Raw genomic sequence first — 22,739 nt, 5'->3', positions numbered from 1 at the left:
CGACCCCGAACGTTAGCCGAGCATCGCCGCCTGGAGGGTGTCCAGGCCGACCCCGCCGAGATCGAGGGCCTTGCGGTGGAACTCCTTGATCGAGAAGGCGTCGCCCTCGCGCTCCCTGTACCTGTCCCGCAGCTGCTCCCAGATGCGCTGGCCGACCTTGTAGGACGGGGCCTGCCCCGGCCAGCCGAGGTACCGGTTCACCTCGAACTTGACAAAGCTCGCGTTCATGTTCACGTTCCGGCCCAGGAACTCCAAGGCGTAGTCGGCGGTCCAGGGGCCCGAACCGTCGGGCAGCTGCTTCTCGAGGTGCACGCCGATGTCGAGGACGACGCGGGCGGCGCGCATCCGCTGCCCGTCCAGCATGCCGAGACGGTCGGCCGGGTCGTCGAGATAGCCCAGCTGCTCCATCAGACGTTCCGCGTAGAGCGCCCAGCCCTCGGCGTGACCCGAGGTGCCGGCCAGCTGGCGGCGCCAGGTGTTCAGCTTGGCCCGGTTGTAGACGGCCTGGCCGATCTGCAGATGGTGGCCGGGCACGCCCTCGTGGTAGACGGTGGTCAATTCGCGCCAGGTGTCGAATTCGGTGATCCCGATCGGCACCGACCACCACATCCGGCCCGGGCGGGAGAAGTCGTCCGTAGGCCCGGTGTAGTAGATGCCGCCTTCCTGGGTGGGGGCGATCAGGCACTCGAGGCGTTTGATCTCGTCGGGGATGTCGAACTGGGTCTCGGAGAGCTCGGCGACGGCTCGGTCGCTGGTCTCCTGCATCCATTTCTGCAGGGCGTCGGTGCCGTGCAGCTTGCGGCTGGGTTCGGTGTCGAGGAACGCAATGGCCTCGGGCACGCTCGCGCCCGGCTTGATCAGGTCGGCGATGCTCTCCTGCTCGGCGACCATCCGCGCCAGCTCCTCCACGCCCCACTCATAGGTTTCGTCGAGGTCGATGGTCGCGCCGAGGAAACGGCGGGACTGCAGCAGGTAGAGGTCGCGACCGATGGCGTCGCGGGTGGGGGCCCTACCCTCGAGCTCGGTGCCGAGGAAGTCCGCCAGCGTTCCATAGGCCGCGGCCGCGGCACGCGCCCGGGTGTCGAGATCCTTGGCCAGCGAGGCCGGGAGCGCTCCCGTGTCGTGGCCGGCGTTGGCGGCGAACTCGGCGAAGAAGCCGTCGTTCGCCGCGTGGCGCCGGGCCTGCAGGATGACTTCCTGCACCTGACGCCGGGCAGGCATACTGCCGCGCTCGATGCCGAGACGCAGGGTCTGGATGTAGCCGTCGATGGCCCCGGGCAGGGCGCGCAGACGGGCGGAAACGGTGTCCCAGTCGGCGACGGTGGCGGTGGGCATCAGGTCGAAGACCTCCCGGATGCCCTGGACCGGCGACGCGATCACGTTCAGGTCGCGCAGCGGCAATCCGGCTTCGGCGCTCTCGACGTCGAGGGCGAGCGAGCTGCGCAGGTCGGTGCGGGTGACGACGTCGACGTCGTCGACGGCCGTGGCCGCGTCGAGGCGGATGATGAGGGATCGGGCCGCGTCGACCCTGCGGTCCAGGCCGTCCGGGGAGTAGTCGCCGAAGCGGCCGTCAACCTCGGTGCGGCCGATGTACGTGCCCACGGTCGGGTCGATGTCGACGAGGGTGTCCACCCAGTCCTCGGCGATCCGGTCGATCGCCGTGGGGGTGCGCTGCTTGTCGGTTGTCATGACCCGAGCCTAGAACACGCGCTCGACCGCGGGCGGAGCGCCGGACCTCGCATTCGGGCGGCTGGTAGTCGCTGCCTAGTGGGCGGCGGCATCCCAGTTGTCGCCGCGGCCGACCTGCACGTCGAGCGGCACCAACAGGTCCGCTGCGGTCTCCATCCGGTGCGTCACGACCTGGCGGAGCGCATCCCACTCCCCCGGGGCAACCTCAAAGATCAGTTCGTCGTGTACCTGAAGCAGCATGCGCGACTCCAAATTGCCGTCGACCAGGTCCACGGCGATCCCGTTCATCGCGATCTTCATGATGTCGGCGGCCGACCCCTGGATCGGCGCGTTGAGGGCCGCGCGCTCCGCGTTCTCGCGTACGACCCGGTTGGCGCTGTGCAGCTCGGGGAACGGGCGGCGGCGGCCGAATATGGTGGCCGTGTAACCATCTATTTTGGCCTGCTCGACGACATTGCGCAGGTAGTCGCGCACCGCGCCGAACCGGGCGAAGTAGTCTGTGATGAGCTGCTTGGCCTCCTTCGTCTCGATGCGCAGCTGCCGGGACAGCCCGAAGGCGCTCAGTCCGTAGGCCAGGCCGTAGGACATGGCCTTGACCTTAGAGCGCATCTCGTTCGTGACGTCTTCCGGCGCCACGCCGAACACGCTGGCGCCGACGAACCGGTGCAGGTCTTCGCCGGCGTTGAAGGCCTCGATCAGTCCCGCGTCGCCGGAAAGGTGCGCCATGATGCGCATCTCGATCTGCGAGTAGTCGGCGGTGAGCAGGCATTCGGCCCCGTTGGCCGCGTGGAATGCGGCCCGGATGCGGCGGCCCTCCTCGGTGCGCACCGGGATGTTCTGCAGGTTGGGGTCGGTGGAGGAGATCCGACCGGTGGCCGTGCCGATCTGCACGTACGTGGTGTGGATACGGCCCGTCTCGTCGATGGCCTTGTCCAGGGTCTCCACGATCTGGCGCAGCTTGGTGGCGTCGCGGTGCTGCAACAGCATGTCAAGGAACGGATGCGGGTTGCTGGCCTGCAGGTCGGCCAGAGCCCCGGCATCCGTGGAGAACCCGGTCTTGTTCGCCCGGGTCTTGGGCATGCCGAGCTGGTCGAACAGCACCTCCTGCAACTGCTTGGGTGAACCGAGGTTCACCTCGCGGCCGATCTCGGCGTAGGCGCCGGCGGCCAACCCGGCGGCGCGCTCGCCCAGCTGGCCGGACAGTGCCGACAACTGGTCATGGGAGACGGCGACGCCGGCCAGTTCCATGTCGGAGAGTGCCAGCAGGGTGGGCATCTCGATGGTGGTGAGCACCTCGCGGGACCCGTCGTCGAGCAGCGCGTCGATGGCCGCGGCCACCCGGAACGTGTACCAGGACTCCACCGGCACGCCCCCGGCCTCGTTCTCGGCCGGGATCAGCTGGTTGGGGTCGGTCACCGGCAGGGTTTCGCCCAGGTATCGCAAGACAAGGGTGGCGAGGGTTTTGTCCGGCACCCCGGGGCGCAGTAGCCAGCCCGCGATCAGGCTGTCGAACACCAGCCCCGAAAAGTCCAGGTTGCTGCGGCGGAGCGCCTTGATCTGGCTCTTGGCGTCGTGCATGATCTTGGGCGAGTCGCTGGCCAGCCAGGCCTCGAATGCGAGGTAGTCCGTGCGTCCGGGCTGCCAGGGCAGGTTTACCGACTCGGTCGGTCCGGACACTCCGAAGCCAATGGCCTTGCCCTCGTGTACCTCGACGGAGAGAGCGAGGCCCTGCGGGGAGGCGACCGCGGCCCGGGCGATCCACGCGGCCAGCTCCTCGTCGAGCAGGTCCTGGGCGGCGGGGGCCTGAGGCGCGGCGACCAGCACTTCCTCCGGCACGACCACGGCGACGCCTTCGGTCGCGCCGGTGCCCTCAAGCTTGATCACGCGGTCAAGCAGGGTGCGAAACTCGAGCCGACCGAACACAGCGCGCACGGCCGGTTCGTCGATGGGGCACCGCACGAGGTCGGAGAGTTCCACCGGGAGGTCGAGGTCGGTGACGAGGTGGTTGAGCCGCCGGTTGCGGATCGCGTTCTCTTTCTGCTCGCGCAGGTTGTTGCCGACGACGCCCTTGATCTCCTCGGCGTGTTCCAGGATGCCGTCGAGGCTGCCGTAGAGGCCGAGCCACTTCACGGCGGTCTTCTCCCCCACCTTGGAGATCCCGATCAGGTTGTCGCTGGTCTCGCCGACCAGGGCCGCGACATCCGGGTATTGTGCCGGCTCGATGCCGTACTTCTCGCGCACCCGGGCCGGGTCGTAGCGGGTGAGCGCCGAGACGCCCTGGCTGGCCGGGTAGAGCAGGGTGACGTTTTCGTTGACGAGTTGGATCGTATCCCGGTCCCCCGAGACCACCAGGACATGGAAGCCTTCCTGGTTGCCGCGCACGGACAGTGTTGCGAGGATGTCGTCGGCCTCGAAGTCTTCCTTGGTCAGCGTCGTGATGTTCATCGCAGCCAGGGCCTCCTGCAGCAGCGGCACCTGCCCGATGAACTCGCTTGGCGTGCTGGCCCGCGTGCCCTTGTAGTCGGCGTATTCGCGCGTGCGAAAGGAGAACCGCGAGATGTCGAACGCCACGGCGATGTGCGTGGGCTTCTCGTTGCGTAGCAGACTGAGCAGCATGGACAGGAACCCGTGGATGGCGTTGGTGTGCTGCCCATCGTGGTTCTGGAAACTGTCCACGGGGAGGGCGTGGAACGCCCGGTAGGCCAGGGAATGGCCGTCGATGATCATCAGGGTAGGCTTTTCGGAATCTGACACAGAGACAGCCTACAAGCGTCATCCGGCGCGGGCAGGTGCAGCGACCGAAGGTGACTATGATCCACCAGACCACGGACGCCCTCGAGTGGGTCCAGCAGCGGGGAGCCGGCTCCCTGGCCGAAAAGATGGGCATCGAGTTCGTCGAGTTCACGATCGAGCGGGCCGTCGCACGGATGCCCGTCGAGGGCAACACGCAGCCCGCGATGCTCCTGCACGGTGGCGCCTATGTCGTGCTGGGCGAGTCGCTGGGCTCGATGGCCGCCAATCTGCACGCCGGTCCCGGCCGCCTGGCGGTGGGGATCGAGATCAATGCCACGCATACCCGGTCGGCGACGTCGGGCTTCGTCACGGGTGTCTGCACGCCGGTGCACCTGGGCCGTACGCTCACGACGCACGAGATCGCGGTCACGGATGATCAGGGCCGGCGCTGCTCGACGATCCGGATCACCAATCTGATCAAGGAACTGACGAACCGGCCCGAGGCGCAAGGCCCGAGGCGCGAAAAACGGCCAGGCATCAACCCCGAAGGGTGATCTGCCCGGCCGCCGAAGGTTACTTCTTGGCGCTGAGTTGCTCGATAATCGCCTGGGCGACGTCGTGCATGGTGAGCCGGCGGTCCATGGACGCCTTCTGGATCCACCGAAAGGCTTCGGGCTCGGTGAGCCCCATCTTCTCGTTCAGCAGGCCCTTGGCCCGGTCGACGAGCTTGCGGGTCTCGAAGCGCTCGACGAGGTCGGCCACCTCGGCCTCGAGGGTGATGATCTGGCTGTAGCGCGACAGCGCGATCTCGATGGCGGGCAGCAGGTCGTTCGGGGTGAACGGCTTGACCACGTAGGCCAGCGCGCCAGCTTCCGTGGCGCGCTCGACGAGTTCTTTCTGGCTGAACGCGGTCAGCAGCACGACGGGGGCGATGTGCGCCTTGGTGATGCGCTCGGCCGCGGAAATTCCGTCGAGGTGCGGCATCTTCACGTCCATGATGACCAGGTCGGGCCGCAGCTCGGTGGCCAGGGCGACAGCGGTTTCTCCGTCGCCGGCTTCACCGACCACCTCGAATCCGGCGTCACGGAGGATTTCGACGATGTCGAGGCGGATGAGGGACTCATCCTCGGCAACGACAACGCGGCGAGGAGGTACTGGGGTGGAGTCTTGGTCGGTCACGGGGGAAAGCCTACGGTATTCTGGAGCAGGTGTTGTGAGCCGGTGTGGCGGAATGGCAGACGCGGAGCACTCAAAATGCTTTGTTCGCAAGGACGTGTGGGTTCGAGTCCCACCACCGGTACCAGCACCCCCAGGCAGAAATTCCCGCCGAGACGGGCCGTTTCGGCTCTGCCGGGGCGTCAGCGCCAGTCGGCGCGTCGGCCGGCCTGTCAGCCCGTCAGCCCTCAGCGGGTCGCGCGGCATCGCCGCGCTGCATGTCCTCTTCCAGGAGCGCGGTGATCGACCGCAGCGTCTCCGGGGACACATCCCCGAGCGTGCGTGCCGCGAAGTTGACCACGCGCTGGGCACGCAGGCTTTTCACGAACGCGAGCTGGGAGTCGACGCGGTCGGGGAGGTCGCAGTCAGAGCCCAGCAGGTACTCCGGCGGGATACGGAAGAACTCGCCGATGCCCGTGAGCAGGTCGACGTCTGTCACGAGAGGCCCGTCCCCGGTGATCATGTAGGCCCACCGGGCTCGGGAGAGCGACAGGCCCCGCGCCTGCAGTCCCGCGGCGATCTGCTTGTAGGTGTGCGGCGTGTTGCCCTCGGCGACGACCACGTCAAGCAGGAGGTTGAGCTTGCGTGCCAGTTCCCGCTGCGGACTGATCGGTTCGCCGGGGATGCTGGGCCTGTCGTCGGCTGCTCGCGGGTCAATCACGATGTGTGGTCCTGTCGGGGTGTCACGGGGCGGGCAAGGGTGGTGACGATCGAAGCCGCGGCGGGGATGGCCCGCACGTGGTTCTCGGCGGCGTTGATCAGTGTCCGTTCGGACACCGTCAGGCTCTGGTCTGGGTTGAGGAGCAGGCTATCCCACACCTCGACATAACGCCGGTACAGGTGAGCGCCGGGAGCCCGCACGAGGAGCAGCCCGACGTGCGAGAGGTCGCGCTCGATGCTGAGCTCCGGAGATCCGGCCAGCAGGCGCTCCCACAACGGAGTGATCCGCCACAGCAGCACCCGGTCGCGGCTGGTCTTCAACAGGGCCTGGATACCCACTTCCATGGCAGTCAGACCTAGACCCAGGCCGAGGCAGACGGGAGCGGTGGCGAGGGCGATGTGGTACGCGGTGTAGGGCCACCCGTCAAAGGAGAAGTCCGGACTGAGAAGGGCTGCGGTCACGCTCGCGAAGCTGACGATCGTGTAGACCAGAGCCCCGAGGCAACCGAGCACAACGAGAGCGAGAGACGCCCGAGTGATCAACCGATGCTGAAGGCGCAGATCGGACACGCATGCCGCACCTACCGACACGGAGAAGAGGGCCATCGCAATCCACGTGGTGGACGAGTAGGCGGCGAAATCCCAACGATTCGGAAACGCCTCGTGGATCTGGTCTCGAAAACGCCAGTCTCCGCCGAAGAATAGGACAGCTTGGGCGGTGACAATTGCGCCGGTGACGAGTGCGGTCACCTGATTCCTACGCCGAGTGAGACCGCCCACGGACACGGCCTCCTGCACGATGCCGTCCAGGAGGCCAATGGTAACGATCGCCGTTGCATGAAAGCTGAAGTAGGCGACGTTGTCCCCACCCAGCAGTCCGTCGACGGCGTTGTACACGACGTAAGGCTGCAGGGTCATTGTCGTCCCGAAAGCAACGAGGACCCAAAAGAGACGGCGACGACGACCGCGAAGGACTGACGGCACGCACAATATTGTGGCGATCCAGATCAACGCCGACACCGACAGCAGGATGATCTGCACTACAGCACCCGGCCGAAACCGGTTCGGGGGCCGTTGGCCGTTTCGGCGCTGTCTCCGAGCATGATCAGGGCCAGCCGGTCGCCGATCGCCTCGGCTAGGGCTTCCTGCTCGTCGGTGAAGTTGCTGCGGGACAGCGCGTACGCGATCGAGTCGAGCGGGATGAGGGGTGCGAGCAGCGCGACCCGCTCGGCCGGCATCAGCTGCTTCTCATGCCGCAGGATCATGTGGCCGAACTCATGGTTGATGAACTGCTGGCGGTGCACGGCGGAGTCCGTCGGCGCATGGTGGATGCGCTCGAAATTCTCCCCGGCGACCTCGATCCACAGCCCACAGACTCCGGAGTCTACGAGCCGCGGACTCGCCGCACGAATCAGGATCGCCTTGCCGCGCAGACCTTCCATGTACCGGTGCAGCGTCGCGGCGGTCAGCGGACGCGGGAGGGTGAGGGTGGCCACCAGTTCGCGCGCCCGCTCGGTGCGTGCTTCGTAGTTCACGTCCTGCTCCCCCCCCCTGTGCGCCGCTGTCCCGTGGCGCCGGACCGTGACATTAGACATGTCCAACAGGTGCTAGCCTGACATGTGGTTGGACATGTCCACGCTACCGGGTCGGGGGACCCGCGCACGCCACGGACCGTCCAGTCGCGCTCCGGTTCGGAGTGTTCACGCGCACAGCCTCATGGGCGACACTGAAGGGGAACAGGGTGTCGCCCGGGGGCGGTGGGTCACAGAATCACGGCGTTTGGATGTGCCGCGCAGATTTGACAGCACGAGAAAGCCCCGCCACCCGAAGCCGGGCGGCGGGGCTTTCTCCGTCGCGGCGCTACTTCTTCGCGTACGCCGGGTGAACTTCATTGTGGGCATCGCCGACGCGGTGCACACGGATGTCGTTCGTGGAACCCGCGATTCCGGGAGGGGAACCGCTGATAACGACGACCTTGTCACCGAGCTGCGCCAGACCCTGGCCCAGCAGGATGTCATCCACCTGTCCGAACATGGCGTCCGTGTGGGTGACCCGGTCGACCAGGTAGGTCTGGATGCCCCAGGTGAGGGCCAGTCGACGACGGATACCGGGCTCCGGGGTGAAAGCCAGCATGGGGATCTTCGACCGCAGCCGGGACATCCGTCGGGCCGAGTCACCGGACTCCGTGAAGATGCACAGGAACTTCGCTTCGACGAACTCGGCGACCTCGATGGCGGCGAGGGTAATCGCACCGCCCTGGGTACGCGGCTTGTTCGTCAGCGGAACGATACGCTCCAGGCCGTGGTCCTCGGTCGACGCGACAATCCGCGCCATCGTCTGGACCGTGACGACGGGGTATTCGCCGACGCTGGTCTCGCCACTGAGCATGACCGCATCCGCGCCGTCGAGCACGGCGTTGGCGACGTCAGACGTCTCCGCGCGGGTCGGCACCGGGCTGTGGATCATGGACTCGAGCATCTGCGTCGCCACGATGACCGGCTTGGCCATGCGACGAGCGAGCTCGACCGCCTGCTTCTGCACGATCGGAACGGCCTCGAGCGGCAGCTCCACGCCCAGGTCTCCACGGGCCACCATGATGGCGTCGAACGCGTCGACGATGCCCTCGAGGTTCTCCACGGCCTGCGGCTTCTCGATCTTCGCGATCACGGGAACGCGGCGTCCTTCTTCGGCCATGATCTCGTGCACGCGGGTGATGTCGGCGGCGTCCCGAACGAACGACAGCGCGATCAGGTCCGTGCCGAGGCGGAGGCCCCAGCGCAGGTCGGCCTCGTCCTTTTCGGACAGGGCCGGCACGTTGACGGCGACACCGGGCAGGTTGATGCCCTTGTTGTTCGACACGGGGCCGGCAACGATCACCTTGGTCGTCACGACGGTGTCGTTCGTGGCCACCACCTCGACCTTGACCTTGCCGTCGTCGATCAGCAGGAAGTCGCCGGGCTTGACGTCCTGGGGCAGGCCCTTGTACGTGGTGCCGGAGAGTTCCTTGGTACCCAGGATTTCTTCTGTGGTGATCTTAAAAATGTCTCCGAGGGCCAGTTCGTAAGGGCCGCCTTCGAATTTTCCGAGACGGATCTTCGGTCCCTGCAGGTCGACCATTACGGCGACGGCACGACCGGAGTCGTTCGCTGCTTTGCGTACATTCGCATAAACACCCTCGTGGACCTGGTAGTCCCCGTGGCTCAGGTTCATCCGGCAGACGTCGACACCGGCATCGATAAGGGAACGAATTTGATCGTAGCTGGCTGCTGCCGGCCCGAGCGTGGCGACAATTTTGGCGCGTCTCATTCTGAAAAAACTCCGGTTTCCGCGCTGTTTCGGCGCATATTCTCTGTTGATGGTTGGGAGACCACGGGGTGGTGGATCTCTTGGAATCGAATCACTGGATCAGTGACCAATCAGATTGCGAAGGCATGATCGGTCGGTTTGACCGGTGCAGGCAGTTGCGTCTCGCCTTCGAGGAATTTGTCGACGGCTGCCGCAGCAGCCCGACCTTCGGCGATCGCCCAGACGATGAGCGACTGGCCACGGCCGGCATCACCAGCAACGAACACGCCTTCATGGCTGGTCTGGTAATTAACGTCACGCTCGACATTACTCCGCCCATCGACCGGCACGTGCAGCTGGTCGGTCAGCTCGCGTGATTCAGGACCGGTGAAGCCCATGGCCAGGAGAACCAGATCCGCAGGGATCTCGCGCTCCGTTCCGGCCTTGGGCACCCGGCGTCCGCCCCGGAATTCGGTCTCGGCCACGCGGATGGCGCGCACCTCGCCCGCCTCGTTGGCCAGGAACTCCACCGTCGACACCAGGTACTCGCGGTTGCCGCCCTCTTCGTGGGCGCTCGACACCTCGAACAGCGTCGGTGACAGCGGCCACGGCTGGTGTTCCGCCCGTTCCGTGCCCGGTTGGCGGCCGATGGCGAGATTCGTGACGGATGCCGCGGCCTGGCGGTGCGCGGTACCGATGCAGTCGGCACCGGTGTCGCCGCCGCCGAGTACGACCACGTGCTTGCCCTCGGCGGTGATCTGCTGGTCGACCGTGTCGCCGGCGCCGACCCTGTTCTGCTGCACGAGGTATTCCATGGCGAAGTGCACTCCGGGCAGGTCGCGCCCGGGGATCGGCAGGTCGCGGGGTACCAGGGCCCCCGTGGCGACCACCACAGCGTCATAGCGGGCCCGGAGGTCATCCCAGGTGATGTCGACGCCGATGGTGACGCCTGCGCGGAAGCGGGTCCCCTCGGCCGTCATCTGGCCGAGTCGGGTCTCGAGGTGCTTCTTCTCCATCTTGAAGTCCGGGATGCCGTAACGCAAAAGCCCGCCGATCCGGTCGTCGCGCTCGAAGACCGCCACCGTGTGACCGGCCCGCGTGAGCTGCTGCGCGGCCGCGAGGCCGGCCGGGCCAGAGCCGACGACCGCGATCGTCTTGCCGGTGAGGCGTCCGGGCGGCTGGGGCTGCACCCATCCGTTGGCGAAGGCCTGGTCGATGATGGAGACCTCAACCTGCTTGATCGTGACCGGCGGCTGACTGATTCCGAGAACGCAGGCCGACTCACAGGGTGCCGGGCAGAGGCGCCCGGTGAACTCCGGGAAGTTGTTGGTGACATGGAGACGTTCGATGGCCTGTCGACCCTCGTCCCGCCAGGTGAGGTCGTTCCATTCCGGAATGATGTTGCCGAGCGGGCAACCCTGCTGACAGAACGGCACACCGCAGTCCATACAGCGGCCGGCCTGGCGTTTCAGTTGCGTCGCGTCGCCCTGCTCGTAGACCTCTTTCCAGTCCATCAGACGAACGGATACGGGACGGCGGGCCGGAAGTTCCCGGTCCGTGGTCTTGAGGAATCCTTTCGGATCAGCCATTGGTTGCCTCCAGAATGCGGTTCCAAACGACGACGCCATCGGGGTCGAGGCCCTCGTCGACGGCGGTCTGCCTGGTTGCCAGGACGGCCGCGTAGTCGCGCGGTAGCACCTTGACGAATGTGGACATGGTGGTCTCGAAATCGGCCAGCAGCCGGGCCGCCAGGGCGGACTCGGTCTGGTCATGATGCTGTCCGAGCAAGTCGCGCACGATCTCGCGGTCCGCGCCGCCGAGCGGCAGAAGTGTAAGTTCGCCGGAGTCGAGGGCCTGCCGGTTGACATCCTCGGTACGAAGACCGTAGACGTAGGCGGTTCCGCCAGACATACCGGCACCCAGGTTGCGCCCCGTTTCGCCCAGGATGACCGCCAGTCCCCCGGTCATGTATTCGAGGGCGTGATCTCCGACGCCCTCGACGACGGCGGTGGCCCCGGAGTTGCGCACCAGGAAGCGTTCGCCCACGATGCCGCGGATGAACATGCTGCCCTGGGTCGCGCCGTAGCCGATGACGTTACCGGCGATCACGTTCTGCTCGGCCGGGAACAGGCTGCCCCGGTCGGGTCGCACGGTGATCTGGCCACCGGAGAGACCCTTGCCGACGTAGTCGTTGGAGTCACCCTCGAGCCGCAGGATGATGCCGCTCGGCAGGAACGCGCCGAAGGACTGTCCGGCGCTGCCGGTGAGGGTGACGTCGATGGAACCGGACGGCAGCCCGTTCTCGCCGTGGCGCACGGTGACCTCGTGGCCGAGCATGGTGCCCACGGCCCGCTCGGTGTTTCGGATGGGCAGGGAGATCGAGACCTGCCCACCGTGTTCAAGCACACTGGCGCTCTGCCGGATCAGTTCGTTGTCGAAGTGGAGCTCGAGTTCGTGCTCCTGAGGGCGACCGGACTGCCGGGGCTCCCCCGCGGAGAAGTCCGGACCGACGAGGACGGGCGACAGGTCGAGTCCCGAGGCCTTCCAGTGCGTAAGCGCCCCGTTGACGTCGAGCACCTCCCGGTGGCCGATGGCCTCGTCGAGGCTGCGGAATCCGAGCTCGGCGAGGTACTCGCGCACCTCCTGAGCGATGAACTCGAAGAAGTTGATCACGTGCTCGGCCTTGCCAGTGAAACGTTTGCGCAGCTCGGGATTCTGGGTGGCCACCCCGACGGGGCAGGTGTCCAGGTGGCAGACGCGCATCATGACGCAGCCCTCCACGATCAGCGGGGCGGTCGCGAAGCCGAACTCCTCGGCGCCGAGCAACGCTCCGATGATGACGTCACGGCCGGTCTTCAACTGGCCGTCGACCTGCAGCACGACCCGGTCGCGCATCCCGTTGAGCATCAGGGTCTGCTGCGTTTCGGCCAGGCCGAGTTCCCAGGGGGTCCCCGCGTGCTTGAGGGAGTTGAGCGGGCTCGCGCCGGTTCCGCCGTCGTGACCGGAGATGAGAATGACGTCGGACAGGGCCTTGGCCACTCCGGCGGCGACCGCGCCGATACCGGACTGGCTGACCAGCTTGGTGTGGATGCGCGCGGCCGGATTCGCCCGCTTCAGGTCGAAGATCAACTGTTTGAGGTCTTCGATCGAGTAGATATCGTGGTGCGGGGGCGGCGAGATCAGGCCGACGCCGGCGGTCGCGTGCCGGGTGCGGGCGATCCACGGGTAGACCTTCGTGGGCGGCAGCTGGCCGCCCTCGCCGGGCTTGGCTCCCTGCGCCAGCTTGATCTGGATGTCGTCGGCGTGGGACAAGTACATGCTGGTCACACCGAACCGGCCGGATGCCACCTGCTTGACGGCGCTGCGTCGCTCCGGGTCGAGCAGACGGTTAAGGTCTTCTCCACCCTCACCAGTGTTGGACTTGCCGCCGAGGCGGTTCATTGCGATGGCGAGGGTCTCGTGCGCCTCGGCGGAGATCGATCCGTAGCTCATCGCCCCCGTCGCGAAGCGCTTCACGATCGAGGAGATCGGTTCCACCTCGTCCAGCGGCACGGGGTGGCGCTTGCCGGTGGTGAAGGTGAACATGCCGCGCAGCGTCATCAGGCTCGTCGCCTGGTCGTCGACGAGTTTCGTGTACTCGCGGAAGATGTCGTAGCTGCGCGTGCGGGTGGAGTGCTGAAGCCGGAAAATGGTGTCCGGGTTGAACAGGTGCGGAGACCCGTCGCGGCGCCACTGGTACTCACCTCCGGTCGCGAGGCGTTCGTGCGCGGTGACCGCGGCATCCTCGGGGTAGGCGGCCCGGTGCCGGGCCTCATTCTCGGCCGCGACCACCTCGATCCCGATGCCGCCGAGCTTGCTCGTGGTGCCGGTGAAGTACTGGTCGATGAATTCCTGGCTCAGTCCCACGGCCTCGAAGGTCTGCGCGCCGGCGTAGGAGGAGACGGTCGAGATCCCCATCTTGGACATGATCTTGAGCACGCCCTTGCCGAGGGCCTTGATCACGTTGCGCACGGCCTGTTCGGGCGTGACGGTCGTGATGTAGCCACTGCGCACCAAATCCTCGCACGTTTCCATCGCAAGGTACGGGTTCACGGCGGATGCGCCGTAGCCGATCAGGAGGGCGACGTGGTGCACCTCGCGCACATCGCCGGCCTCGACCACGATGCCGACCTTCATGCGGTTCTCGGTGCGGATCAGGTGGTGGTGAACCGCGGCAATCATCAGCAGCGACGGGATCGGGGCCAGGTCCTTGTTGGAATCCCGGTCGGACAGGACGAGGAACATCGCGCCGTCGTCGATGGCGGCGTCGGCCTCGGCGCACATCTCCTTGATGCGGGCCTCGAGGGCGTCCGGCCCGTCTTCGAACCGGTAGAGCCCGCGAATGGTCCTGGTGGTGCGGCTGCCCGGTGCGGTGTCGATGTGCTGGATCTTCGCCAACTCGTCGTTGTCGATCACGGGGAAGTCGAGCACGACCTGCCGGGCGTGCTCGGGGCCCACCGAGAGGAGGTTGCGTTCCGGACCGAGCCCGAGCTTGAGGGACGTGACAACTTCCTCGCGGATCGAGTCGAGCGGCGGGTTGGTCACCTGGGCGAACTGCTGCGTGAAGTAGTCGAAGAGCAGCCGGGGTCGGTCGCTGAGCACGGCGATGGGGGTGTCGGAGCCCATCGCGCCGAGCGGTTCCCCGCCGAGGCGAGCCATCGGCGCGAGCAGGATGCGCACCTCCTCCTCGGTGTAGCCGAAGGTGCGCTGGCGGCGCACGACGGATGCCGGCGGGTGAACGATGTGCTCCCGCTCGGGCAGATCCTTGAGGTTGATGCGCCCGGCGTCCAGCCAGGTTCCCCACGGCTCGCTGGCCGCGAGGTCGGCCTTGATCTCGTCGTCTTCGATCAGGCGTCCGGCGACCGTGTCGACCAGAAACATCTTGCCGGGACGCAGGCGGCCCTTGCGCACCACCCGGTTGGGGTCGATGTCGAGTACCCCGATCTCGCTGGCGAGCACGACGAGGCCGTCGTCGGTGATGAGGTAGCGGCCGGGGCGCAGCCCGTTGCGGTCGAGGGTGGCGCCGACGAGGGATCCGTCGGTGAACACGATCGCGGCCGGGCCGTCCCACGGCTCCATCAGCATGGAATGGTACTCGTAGAACGCACGGCGTTCGGCGTCGAGGTCGGTCTGGTTCTCCCAGGCCTCCGGCACCATCATCATGACGGCGTGCGGGAGCGAACGCCCCGACAGGCTGAGCAGCTCAACGACCTCATCGAACGAGGCCGAATCGCTGCCGCCGGGGGTGACGATCGGGAGCAGCGGCGCCAGGTCGCCGAGCAGGTCGGATTCGAGCTGCGACTGGCGCGCCTGCATCCAGTTGCGGTTGCCCTGAACCGTGTTGATCTCGCCGTTGTGCGCGATCATGCGGAACGGCTGCGCGAGCGGCCAGGACGGGAACGTGTTGGTGGAGTAGCGGGAGTGCACAAGGGCGAGCTTGGAGACGAAGCGCGGATCGGACAGGTCCGGGTAGAACGGCTCCAGCTGAAGCGTCGTGACCATACCCTTGTAGACCACGGTGCGACAGGACAGTGAGGCGAAGTAGATCTCCAGCTCGCGTTCGGCACGCTTCCGCAGCCTGACGGCCTGGCGGTCCAGCGCGATGTCGCCGAGCGTGTCGCCGGCCTCGGTCGTGCGGGCGCTCTGCACGAACAGTTGCTGGATGGCCGGCATGGCCGCGCGCGCCAGGGTGCCGACCTCGTCGGGGCGCACGGGAACTTCGCGCCAGCCGAGGATCACCAGTCCCTCTTCGAGGGCGATCCGGTTGATCTGGCGCTTGATGCCGCTGCGCTTGGTGGGATCGATCGGCAGGAACACATTTCCGACGGCGTAGCAGCCCGCCGTGGGCAGGGCGAAATCGGTGACCGACCGCAGGAACTCGTCGGGAACCTGAGTGATGATGCCCGCGCCGTCTCCGGTGCCGGCATCCGATCCGACCGCACCGCGGTGCTCGAGGTTGCGCAGCGCGTCGAGGGCGAGGGTGATGATGTCGTGCCCGGCGGTGCCCCGAAGCGTGGCAACCATGGCGAGGCCGCAGGCATCGCGCTCATCGGCCGGGTTGTACAGGCCCTGCGGCTTCGGCACTGCGCTGAAGCGCGAGAAGAGGGGTGTTTGCGGCATTGGACCGTCCTCACAAAAATAACTGGCGAGTGGGGACGACGCTGGCCCGCTCAGGTAGACATGTGCGCGGCGGCCCGTCATACCGGGTCACAAGCCGTGGAACAGGTTGGAGTCAACCTGAGCCTAAAGGCGCGAGTTGCTGGTGCTTGTGGCTGCAACGTCGTCTGATCCGGCGGGACCGACGGCCTCATCACCGTGATCCTCGGGGTCCGAATCAAACTCATTAGATTCTACCTCAGCGTCGGGCCCCTTCCACTCGCGGCCGGGAATGTACACGCTCGCGGGCAGGCCCGTGTGGCGCTTGCTCTGCACGACGATCAGGATGATTCCGAGCAGGATGGCGGCGAAAGCGGCCCACACATTGGTGCGGAGGCCGAAGAACATCTCGCTCGGGTCGACCCGGATCGATTCGAAGAAGCTGCGGCCGAGGCCATACCAGATCAGGTAGACGCCGAAGGCCTTGCCCCAGCGGAGCGCGACCTTGCGTTCGATCGCGAGGATCAGGACGACGCCGACCACGTTCCAGATCATCTCGTAGAGGAAGGTTGGGTGAAACAGCGTTTCGGGGGGAAGTCCGATCGGGAGGGCCGGGTTCGCCGCGGAAACCTCGAGGCCCCAGGGCAGGTCGGTCGGCAGACCGAAGAGCTCCTCGTTGAACCAGTTGCCGAGACGGCCCATGGCCTGCGCCACGAGCATCCCCGGTGCCAGGGCGTCCGCGAAGGCCCAGAACCGGATGCCCGAGATGCGGCAGCCGATGTAAGCGCCGACGGCCCCGCCCAGGAGCGCTCCGAAGATGGCGTTGCCGCCGTTCCAAATGGCGAACACCTCGAGAGGGTTGGCACCCTCGAAGAAGTAGTCGGAGGGGTGCGTGAACACATGGTAGAAGCGCGCGCCGACGATGCCGAGCGGAACGGCCCACAGGATGATGTCCAGCACCACGCCCGGCTCGCCGCCGCGCGCAGACAGTCGGCGGCTCGTCATGACGGTGGCGGCGATGATCCCTGCCAGAATGCAGAGGGCGTAGGCGTGGATGGTGAACGGGCCGAGGGTGAACGAGCTCCATTCGGGGCTCGGGCTCGGGATGCTCAGAAGAAAAGACACCTGGGGACTACCTTTCATCGTGGCGCCGGGGAGGCCCCGTGACCGCCTCGGTCAACTTACCTTAGCTTTGGGGTGCTTCGATGGCGGGGATCAGACGGCGGGGCGCAGATCCCGGGCACTGGCCGCGAGGTCACGGGTGAGGGCGGCCAGGGCCGGCACTCCCCCGTCGGACAGTGCCTTGACCAGGGCGGAACCGACGATGGCGCCATCGGCGTAGGCGAGGATCTCCCGCACCTGCTCCGGGGTGGAGATACCGAGTCCGACGCACGCGCTGGTGGATCCGACGGCGCGGAGGCGGTCGACGAGCACCCGCGCGGCGGAGTCCACGTCGCCACGGGCGCCGGTGATTCCCATGGTGGAGGCCGCGTAGACGAAGCCGCGGCTGGCGTCCACTGCCTGACGCAGCCGGGCGTCGGACGACGACGGGGCGGCGAGGAAGACACGGTCGAGTCCGGTTCGCGTGCTGGCTCCCACCCAGGCGGCCGCGTCGTCGGGGATGAGGTCGGGCGTGATCAGCCCGGCGCCTCCCGCCGCGAGCAGGTCATCGGCGAACCGGTCCACGCCGTACTGCATGATCGGGTTCCAGTAGGTCATGACCAGAACGGGCACGTTCACCTGGGCAGTGATCGCCGCGACGGCCTCGATCCCGTGCCGCAGCCGGAAGCCGTTGGACAGAGCCTGCTGGGTGGCCGCCTGGATCACTGGCCCGTCCATGACGGGATCGGTGTACGGCAGGCCCAGCTCGATGACGTCGACACCGTTCTGCGCGAGTGCCACGGCCGCGTCGATGCTCTCGGTCAGGGTGGGGAACCCGACGGGCAGGTAGCCGATCAGAGCACCGCCGCCCTCGGAGCGGCGACGGGCGATTGTCGCCTCGACCGTGCTCGTCGTTCCGGTCGTGGGGCCCGTACCTGTTTCCGTGCTCATGACTGTTCCGCGCCCTTGTCGAGCAGGTCGAAGTACCGACCCGCGGTTTCCATGTCCTTGTCGCCGCGTCCGCTGAGGTTTACCAGGATGGTGGCGTCAGGTCCGAGCTTCTTGCCGAGGTCCAAGGTGCCGGCGAGGGCGTGCGCCGACTCGATGGCGGGGATGATGCCCTCCGTGCGGCTGAGCAGCCGGAGGGCGCTCATCGCCTCGTCATCGGTGACCGGCAGGTAGGTGGCCCGGCCGATACTGGCGAGCCACGCATGTTCCGGGCCCACCCCCGGGTAGTCCAGACCCGCAGAAATGGAGTGCGACTCCACGGTCTGACCGTCTTCGTCCTGCAGCAGGAAGCTGCGGGCGCCGTGCAGGATGCCGGGGCGCCCCTTGGTGATCGTCGCCGCATGGCGCAGGGTCTCCGCGCCGTCACCGCCGGCCTCGTAGCCGACCAGGGCCACCTCCGGGTCGTCGAGGAACGCGTGGAAGATACCCATGGCGTTCGAACCACCGCCGACGCAGGCGGTGACCGCGTCGGGGAGGCGGCCGGTGAGGTCCAGCACCTGCTGGCGGGCCTCCTCGCCGATGATCTTCTGGAAGTCGCGCACCATGGCCGGAAACGGATGCGGCCCGGCGACGGTACCGAAGATGTAGTTGGTGGTCTCAACGTTGGTGACCCAGTCACGCATGGCGTCGTTGATGGCGTCTTTCAGGGTGCGGGACCCGGTCTTGACCGGCACGACCTCGGCGCCGAGCAGTCGCATCCGGGCCACATTCAGGGCCTGGCGCTCCGTGTCGACCTCGCCCATGTAGACGACGCAGTCGAGCCCGAACAGGGCGGCGGCCGTCGCGGCCGCCACGCCATGCTGCCCGGCGCCCGTCTCGGCGATGACGCGGGACTTGCCGATGCGCTTGGTGAGAAGAGCCTGGCCGAGCACATTGTTGATTTTGTGCGAGCCGGTGTGGTTGAGGTCTTCCCGCTTGAGGATGATGCGGGCACCGCCGGCGTGCGCGGCGAACCGGGGCACCTCGGTGATGATGGACGGGCGCCCGGTGTAGCTCCGGTGCAATTCCATCAATTCGGCCGCGAAGGCCGGGTCCTGCCGTGCCAGAGCGTACTCGTCGGTCAGCTCGTCGAGGGCAGCCACGAGGGACTCCGGCACGAACCTCCCGCCGAAGTCGCCGAAGTACGGGCCTGCTTCTGTTCTGAGGGACGTTGACATTTAAACCGCCAGGAATTCGGAGAGGGTTCGGATGGGATCGTTTGTGACGAGGGCCTCGCCGACGAGCACGATGTCGGCGCCGGCGGCGCGGTAGTGCGCCACGTCGGCGGCGGTCTTGACGGCCGATTCGGCGACGCGGACGACGCCCGAGGGGATCCGGTCCGCGAGCCTGCCGAACAGGTCCTGATCGAGTTGGAACGTGGACAGGTCGCGGGCGTTTACCCCGACGAGGCTTGCGCCAATGGCCAGGGCACGGTCGACCTCCTCGGCGCTATGGGTCTCGACCAGCGCGGTCATGCCGAGCTGGCGCACGAGGTCGTGCAGGGAGACCAGGGTGGTCTGGTCGAGTGCGGCGACGATGAGCAGAACCATGTCGGCACCTGCCGCCCTGGCCTCGAAGACCTGGTACGGCAAGCCGATGAAGTCTTTACGCAGCACCGGGATGCGCACGGCGGATCGCACTTGCTCGAGGTCTGACAGGGAGCCGAGGAACTTGCGACCTTCGGTGAGCACGCTGATCGCGCTGGCGCCGCCGAACTCGTAGGAGACGGCGAGGGCGGCAGGGTCCGAAATCTCGGCCAGGGTGCCCCGGGACGGGCTGGCGCGCTTGACCTCCGCGATGATCTTGACCTGATCGGCGGGTGCGAGCACCGCCAGGGCATCGATCGCGGGAGTTTGGTCGAGAGCGGTTGCCTCGACGATGGCGAACGGACGGGCGGCCCGACGAAGTTCAGCGTCGGCGACGGCCCCGGCTAGAAGATCAGACAGCACTCGACTAGTGGCCCAGGTGAGCCGTATCGGCTACGCCGTAACCGATTTTGGCGAGGATCCGGCCGACCAGCAGGCCAACCACCAGCAGGCCGACGGATGCCCAGACGAGCCAAGGGATCACCAGAAAGAAGGCAACGGTGCCGATCGCGACGGCGAGAAGCATGATGGTGACGGCGGTCCAGGCCGCGATCGAATGGCCTTCACCTGGGTCTACCGATTCAAAGCTCATGATTCTCCTCTTGTGCGCTGACGGACAAGTCAAGTCTAGCGGCCCCACGGTTCCCCGGCCTCCCCAGCGCACCAGGTGAAACCGGGAATCAGGTCTCGATTCACTGCGGGGTGGTAGGGTCTTCGCCGCGGCTCAGCCCGTCCCAGTCGTCGATGGCGTCACGTTCGGGTGCGGAAACGTCCGCGGCGTCGGAATCGCCGGCATCCGTCGCCTCGGCCGACTCGGCCGACTCGGCCGCTTCGAATCGCACGGCCTGGTAGCGGGACGTCGGTCCGGGCCAACGCCGGGACGTGACGAGCACCCCGACCCCGGCGCCGCCCATGACCACGCCGGCGAGCAGCGCGATGAACGGCCACGGGGTCACGGCCGCTGAGGCGACGGCGTCGACGACCGAGTCTGCGCCGGAGATTCCGGTGGCATCGGTGACCGCGCCGGCACTGGCCGCCGCCGGATCGGTGACGGCCAAAATAGCCGAAAGGCACACGGAGAAGCCGAGCAGAACCTGAAGCAGGCCGAGGACCACCCGGATGCCGGGACCGGCGATGCTCAGGGCACCGGCGAGGGCCAGTCCGGCGAGGGCAAGGGCTGTCACCCCGGGGGCGGCCGTGGAGCCGGACACCTCGAGGCTGTGCACAGCCGAGCCGGACTGCTCCACGATGACGTTCACCCAGACCTGGGTCCAGGCCAGCAGGGCCAGACCGCTGGCCGCCAGCATCACGAGGATGTGCCCGAGCTTGAGGCGCCGTGCGGATGCCACCTAGCGCACCCGCTTCATGGCGTTCGCGACCGCGACTGCGCGAAGGGGCGCCGCGGCCTTGTTCTGCGACTCCTGGTATTCCGACGCCGGGTCGGAGTCCGCGACGAGGCCGCCGCCGGCCTGCACGCGGGCGACGCCATTCATGATCGTTGCGGTCCGAATGGCGATGGCCAGGTCCGCGTCCCCGGCGAACCCGAAGTAGCCGACCACCCCCCCGTACACGCCGCGCTGCGCGGGCTCGAGCGCGTCGATGATCTCGAGGGCGCGCGGTTTCGGGGCCCCGGAGAGAGTGCCGGCCGGGAACGTGGCGCGGAAGACGTCGATCGCGGACCGGCCCGGCAGCAGGTTCCCCTCCACCGAGGAGACGAGGTGCATGATGTGGCTGAACCGCTCGATGCGCATGAACTCGGTCACCTCGACCGAGCCGGGTGCACACACCTTGAGCAGGTCGTTGCGGGCCAGGTCCACGAGCATCAGATGCTCGGCGCGTTCCTTGGCGTCACCCGCGAGCTCGGCTTCGAAGTCGGCGTCGGCCTCCGGGGTCGTGCCGCGCGGCTTCGAGCCCGCGATCGGATGCGTGAACACGCGTTCGTTCTGCACCTTCACCAAGGCCTCCGGGGAGGAGCCCACGATCCAGTAAGTCTCCTTCTCCGGCGATTCCAGGCTCAGCAGGTACATGTAGGGCGACGGGTTGAGGCTGCGCAGCACCCGGTAGACGTCGATGGGGTCCGCCGTGCACTCCTGGTCGAACCGCTGGGAGACGACCACCTGGAACACGTCACCGTCGACGATGTGCTCCTTGGCGACGTCGACAGCGGCGAGGAAGTCCTCACGTCGGGTGCGGTTCGTCGGGGAGGCGGGCGTGGCGAGGTCGACCTCTGCGAGCCAGGTCTCGGAGGGCTCGGCCAGGCGAGACTGCAGGGCGTCGAGCCGGTCCTGGGCGGCGGCCCAGAGGGCATCCGGTTCGTCGTGGCCGTCGTTCAGAACGTTGGCAATGAGCTGCACGGTGCCGAATTTGTGGTCGATCACGACGAGGTCGGCCACGAAGCTGAAGGCCTGGCCCGGCACGTCGTAGTCCGCCGGCGGGCGATTCGGCAGGCGCTCGATCTGGCGGATCGCCTCCCAGCCGATGAATCCGACGAGGCCGCCGGTCAGGGGTGGGTGGCCGGGCATCCGCGGGGTTTCCCAGCGTTCGTGGAGGGCCGCGAGAGCCGCCAGCGGGCCGAGGCCGGTGGCGTCGCCGAGGGCGCGCTCAGCCGAGAGGCCATAGTCGAGCCAGCGGGTCTCGTCGCCCTGCTGGGTGAGCACGCCGAACGAGGACACGCCCACGAACGAGAACCGCGACCAAATGCCGCCCTGCTCGGCGGACTCGAGGAGAAAGCTACCGGGCTGGCCGGCAGCGAGCTTGCGGTAGATGCCCACCGGGGTTTCGCCGTCGGCGAAGAGTTCGCGCACCACGGGGAACACCCGGTGGTCGTCGATCTGGAGCGCGAACTGCCCGGCGGTGGTCGTCGGGGCTGGGCCGGAGCTGTTCGGTGCCATGGTCAGTCCTTCGGTTTTTGGGTGGTTGCCCGGTCTGCTGCCACGTCGGGTGCCGCGGGGCGGGCGCCGGTCACGACCTCGATGCCGCGCCCGTCGAAACAGGTGCGGGAGCCGGTGTGGCAGGCTGCTCCGACCTGGTCCGCCTGCACCAGGAGGGTGTCCGCGTCACAGTCGAGCGCGGCGGACTTCACATACTGGCCGTGGCCGGAGATGTCGCCCTTGCGCCAGAATTCCTGGCGACTGCGCGACCAAAACGTCACGCGCCCCTCGGTGAGCGTGCGGCGCAGCGCTTCCCGGTTCATCCAACCGAGCATGAGCACCTCACCGGTGTCCCACTGCTGGATCACCGCCGGCAGCAGGCCGTCGGAGTTGAAGACGGCCCTGGCCAGGGCGTCGTCGAGGGTGGAGAGTACATCGGTCATTTACGGAGCCGTTTCGGGTCGGGTAAGGCACAGCA

18 protein-coding genes and 1 tRNA gene are annotated in these 22,739 nt (G+C 67.2%); 2 read left to right on the top strand and 17 right to left on the bottom strand.

The genetic code is table 11. The features are described 5' to 3' along the window. Nucleotides 1-12: 12 nt before the first annotated feature. Complete coding sequence (locus E3T40_RS02950) at nucleotides 13-1,689, bottom strand: DUF885 domain-containing protein (RefSeq protein ID WP_134542619.1); 1,677 nt, start codon at nucleotides 1,687-1,689, stop codon at nucleotides 13-15. 75 nt (nucleotides 1,690-1,764) lie between these two features. Continuing rightward, on the bottom strand, nucleotides 1,765-4,443 hold the full coding sequence (polA, locus tag E3T40_RS02945; RefSeq protein WP_134542618.1) for a DNA polymerase I: 2,679 nt from the start codon (nucleotides 4,441-4,443) through the stop codon (nucleotides 1,765-1,767). Nucleotides 4,444-4,499: 56 nt separating this feature from the next. Between polA and E3T40_RS02940 the strand changes: the two genes are divergently transcribed. Next, nucleotides 4,500-4,976, top strand: a complete 477-nt coding sequence (locus E3T40_RS02940; RefSeq protein WP_134542617.1) for a hotdog fold thioesterase — start codon at nucleotides 4,500-4,502, stop codon at nucleotides 4,974-4,976. Nucleotides 4,977-4,995: 19 nt separating this feature from the next. Here the strand turns inward: E3T40_RS02940 and E3T40_RS02935 are convergent, their stop codons facing one another. Next, a complete protein-coding gene (locus E3T40_RS02935) occupies nucleotides 4,996-5,601 on the bottom strand; it encodes an ANTAR domain-containing response regulator (RefSeq protein ID WP_104100541.1) in 606 nt (201 codons plus the stop codon). A gap of 38 nt (nucleotides 5,602-5,639) precedes the next feature. Here E3T40_RS02935 and E3T40_RS02930 point away from each other — a divergent pair. Beyond that, nucleotides 5,640-5,725: transfer RNA gene (locus E3T40_RS02930), tRNA-Leu, on the top strand. A gap of 93 nt (nucleotides 5,726-5,818) precedes the next feature. Here E3T40_RS02930 and E3T40_RS02925 read toward each other — a convergent pair. The 14 genes from E3T40_RS02925 to hisI all read right to left on the bottom strand — a co-directional run bounded on the left by E3T40_RS02925 (nucleotide 5,819) and on the right by hisI (nucleotide 22,704). Then, a complete protein-coding gene (locus tag E3T40_RS02925; protein ID WP_233194136.1) occupies nucleotides 5,819-6,298 on the bottom strand; it encodes a hypothetical protein in 480 nt (159 codons plus the stop codon). Continuing rightward, nucleotides 6,295-7,215, bottom strand: a complete 921-nt coding sequence (locus E3T40_RS02920; RefSeq protein ID WP_134542616.1) for a DUF6545 domain-containing protein — start codon at nucleotides 7,213-7,215, stop codon at nucleotides 6,295-6,297. The genes E3T40_RS02925 and E3T40_RS02920 overlap by 4 nt, the downstream gene beginning before the upstream one ends. 122 nt (nucleotides 7,216-7,337) lie before the next feature. Next, entirely contained in the window at nucleotides 7,338-7,832 is a 495-nt protein-coding gene (locus tag E3T40_RS02915; RefSeq protein WP_104170991.1) for a hypothetical protein, read from the bottom strand. Nucleotides 7,833-8,157: 325 nt separating this feature from the next. Next, nucleotides 8,158-9,603, bottom strand: coding sequence for a pyruvate kinase (pyk, locus tag E3T40_RS02910; RefSeq protein ID WP_104170992.1), 1,446 nt, complete (start codon nucleotides 9,601-9,603; stop codon nucleotides 8,158-8,160). A gap of 110 nt (nucleotides 9,604-9,713) precedes the next feature. After that, the gene (locus E3T40_RS02905; protein WP_104170993.1) at nucleotides 9,714-11,171 is read right to left on the bottom strand and encodes a glutamate synthase subunit beta; all 1,458 of its coding nucleotides are present in this window, start codon (nucleotides 11,169-11,171) and stop codon (nucleotides 9,714-9,716) included. After that, entirely contained in the window at nucleotides 11,164-15,741 is a 4,578-nt protein-coding gene (gene gltB, locus E3T40_RS02900) for a glutamate synthase large subunit (protein WP_134542615.1), read from the bottom strand. Before gltB ends, E3T40_RS02905 begins: the two co-directional genes overlap by 8 nt. Nucleotides 15,742-15,864: 123 nt before the next feature. Beyond that, nucleotides 15,865-16,860: a prolipoprotein diacylglyceryl transferase gene (gene lgt / locus E3T40_RS02895; RefSeq protein ID WP_104194868.1), complete on the bottom strand. Its 996-nt coding sequence runs from the start codon at nucleotides 16,858-16,860 to the stop codon at nucleotides 15,865-15,867. Nucleotides 16,861-16,932: 72 nt separating this feature from the next. Continuing rightward, a complete protein-coding gene (trpA, locus tag E3T40_RS02890; protein ID WP_134542614.1) occupies nucleotides 16,933-17,769 on the bottom strand; it encodes a tryptophan synthase subunit alpha in 837 nt (278 codons plus the stop codon). Then, the gene (gene trpB, locus E3T40_RS02885; RefSeq protein WP_104170997.1) at nucleotides 17,766-18,983 is read right to left on the bottom strand and encodes a tryptophan synthase subunit beta; all 1,218 of its coding nucleotides are present in this window, start codon (nucleotides 18,981-18,983) and stop codon (nucleotides 17,766-17,768) included. The genes trpA and trpB overlap by 4 nt, the downstream gene beginning before the upstream one ends. Beyond that, nucleotides 18,984-19,754 (bottom strand): indole-3-glycerol phosphate synthase TrpC, encoded by a 771-nt coding sequence (gene trpC, locus E3T40_RS02880; protein WP_104194870.1) that lies wholly within the window; start codon nucleotides 19,752-19,754, stop codon nucleotides 18,984-18,986. Nucleotides 19,755-19,758: 4 nt separating this feature from the next. Then, a complete protein-coding gene (locus E3T40_RS02875; protein WP_104100531.1) occupies nucleotides 19,759-19,983 on the bottom strand; it encodes a DUF6704 family protein in 225 nt (74 codons plus the stop codon). 100 nt (nucleotides 19,984-20,083) lie between these two features. Further along, on the bottom strand, nucleotides 20,084-20,740 hold the full coding sequence (locus E3T40_RS02870; RefSeq protein WP_241976773.1) for a Trp biosynthesis-associated membrane protein: 657 nt from the start codon (nucleotides 20,738-20,740) through the stop codon (nucleotides 20,084-20,086). Next, nucleotides 20,741-22,282 (bottom strand): anthranilate synthase component I, encoded by a 1,542-nt coding sequence (locus tag E3T40_RS02865; protein WP_134342453.1) that lies wholly within the window; start codon nucleotides 22,280-22,282, stop codon nucleotides 20,741-20,743. A gap of 2 nt (nucleotides 22,283-22,284) precedes the next feature. Further along, nucleotides 22,285-22,704: a phosphoribosyl-AMP cyclohydrolase gene (gene hisI, locus E3T40_RS02860; RefSeq protein WP_104171001.1), complete on the bottom strand. Its 420-nt coding sequence runs from the start codon at nucleotides 22,702-22,704 to the stop codon at nucleotides 22,285-22,287. Nucleotides 22,705-22,739 lie beyond the last annotated feature (35 nt).

It is taken from the genome of Cryobacterium sp. TMT1-19 (assembly GCF_004403055.1).
Classification (GTDB): domain Bacteria; phylum Actinomycetota; class Actinomycetes; order Actinomycetales; family Microbacteriaceae; genus Cryobacterium; species Cryobacterium sandaracinum.
Note: the sequence above shows the minus strand (reverse complement) of the source record. Positions and strands in the feature narration are given on the sequence as shown.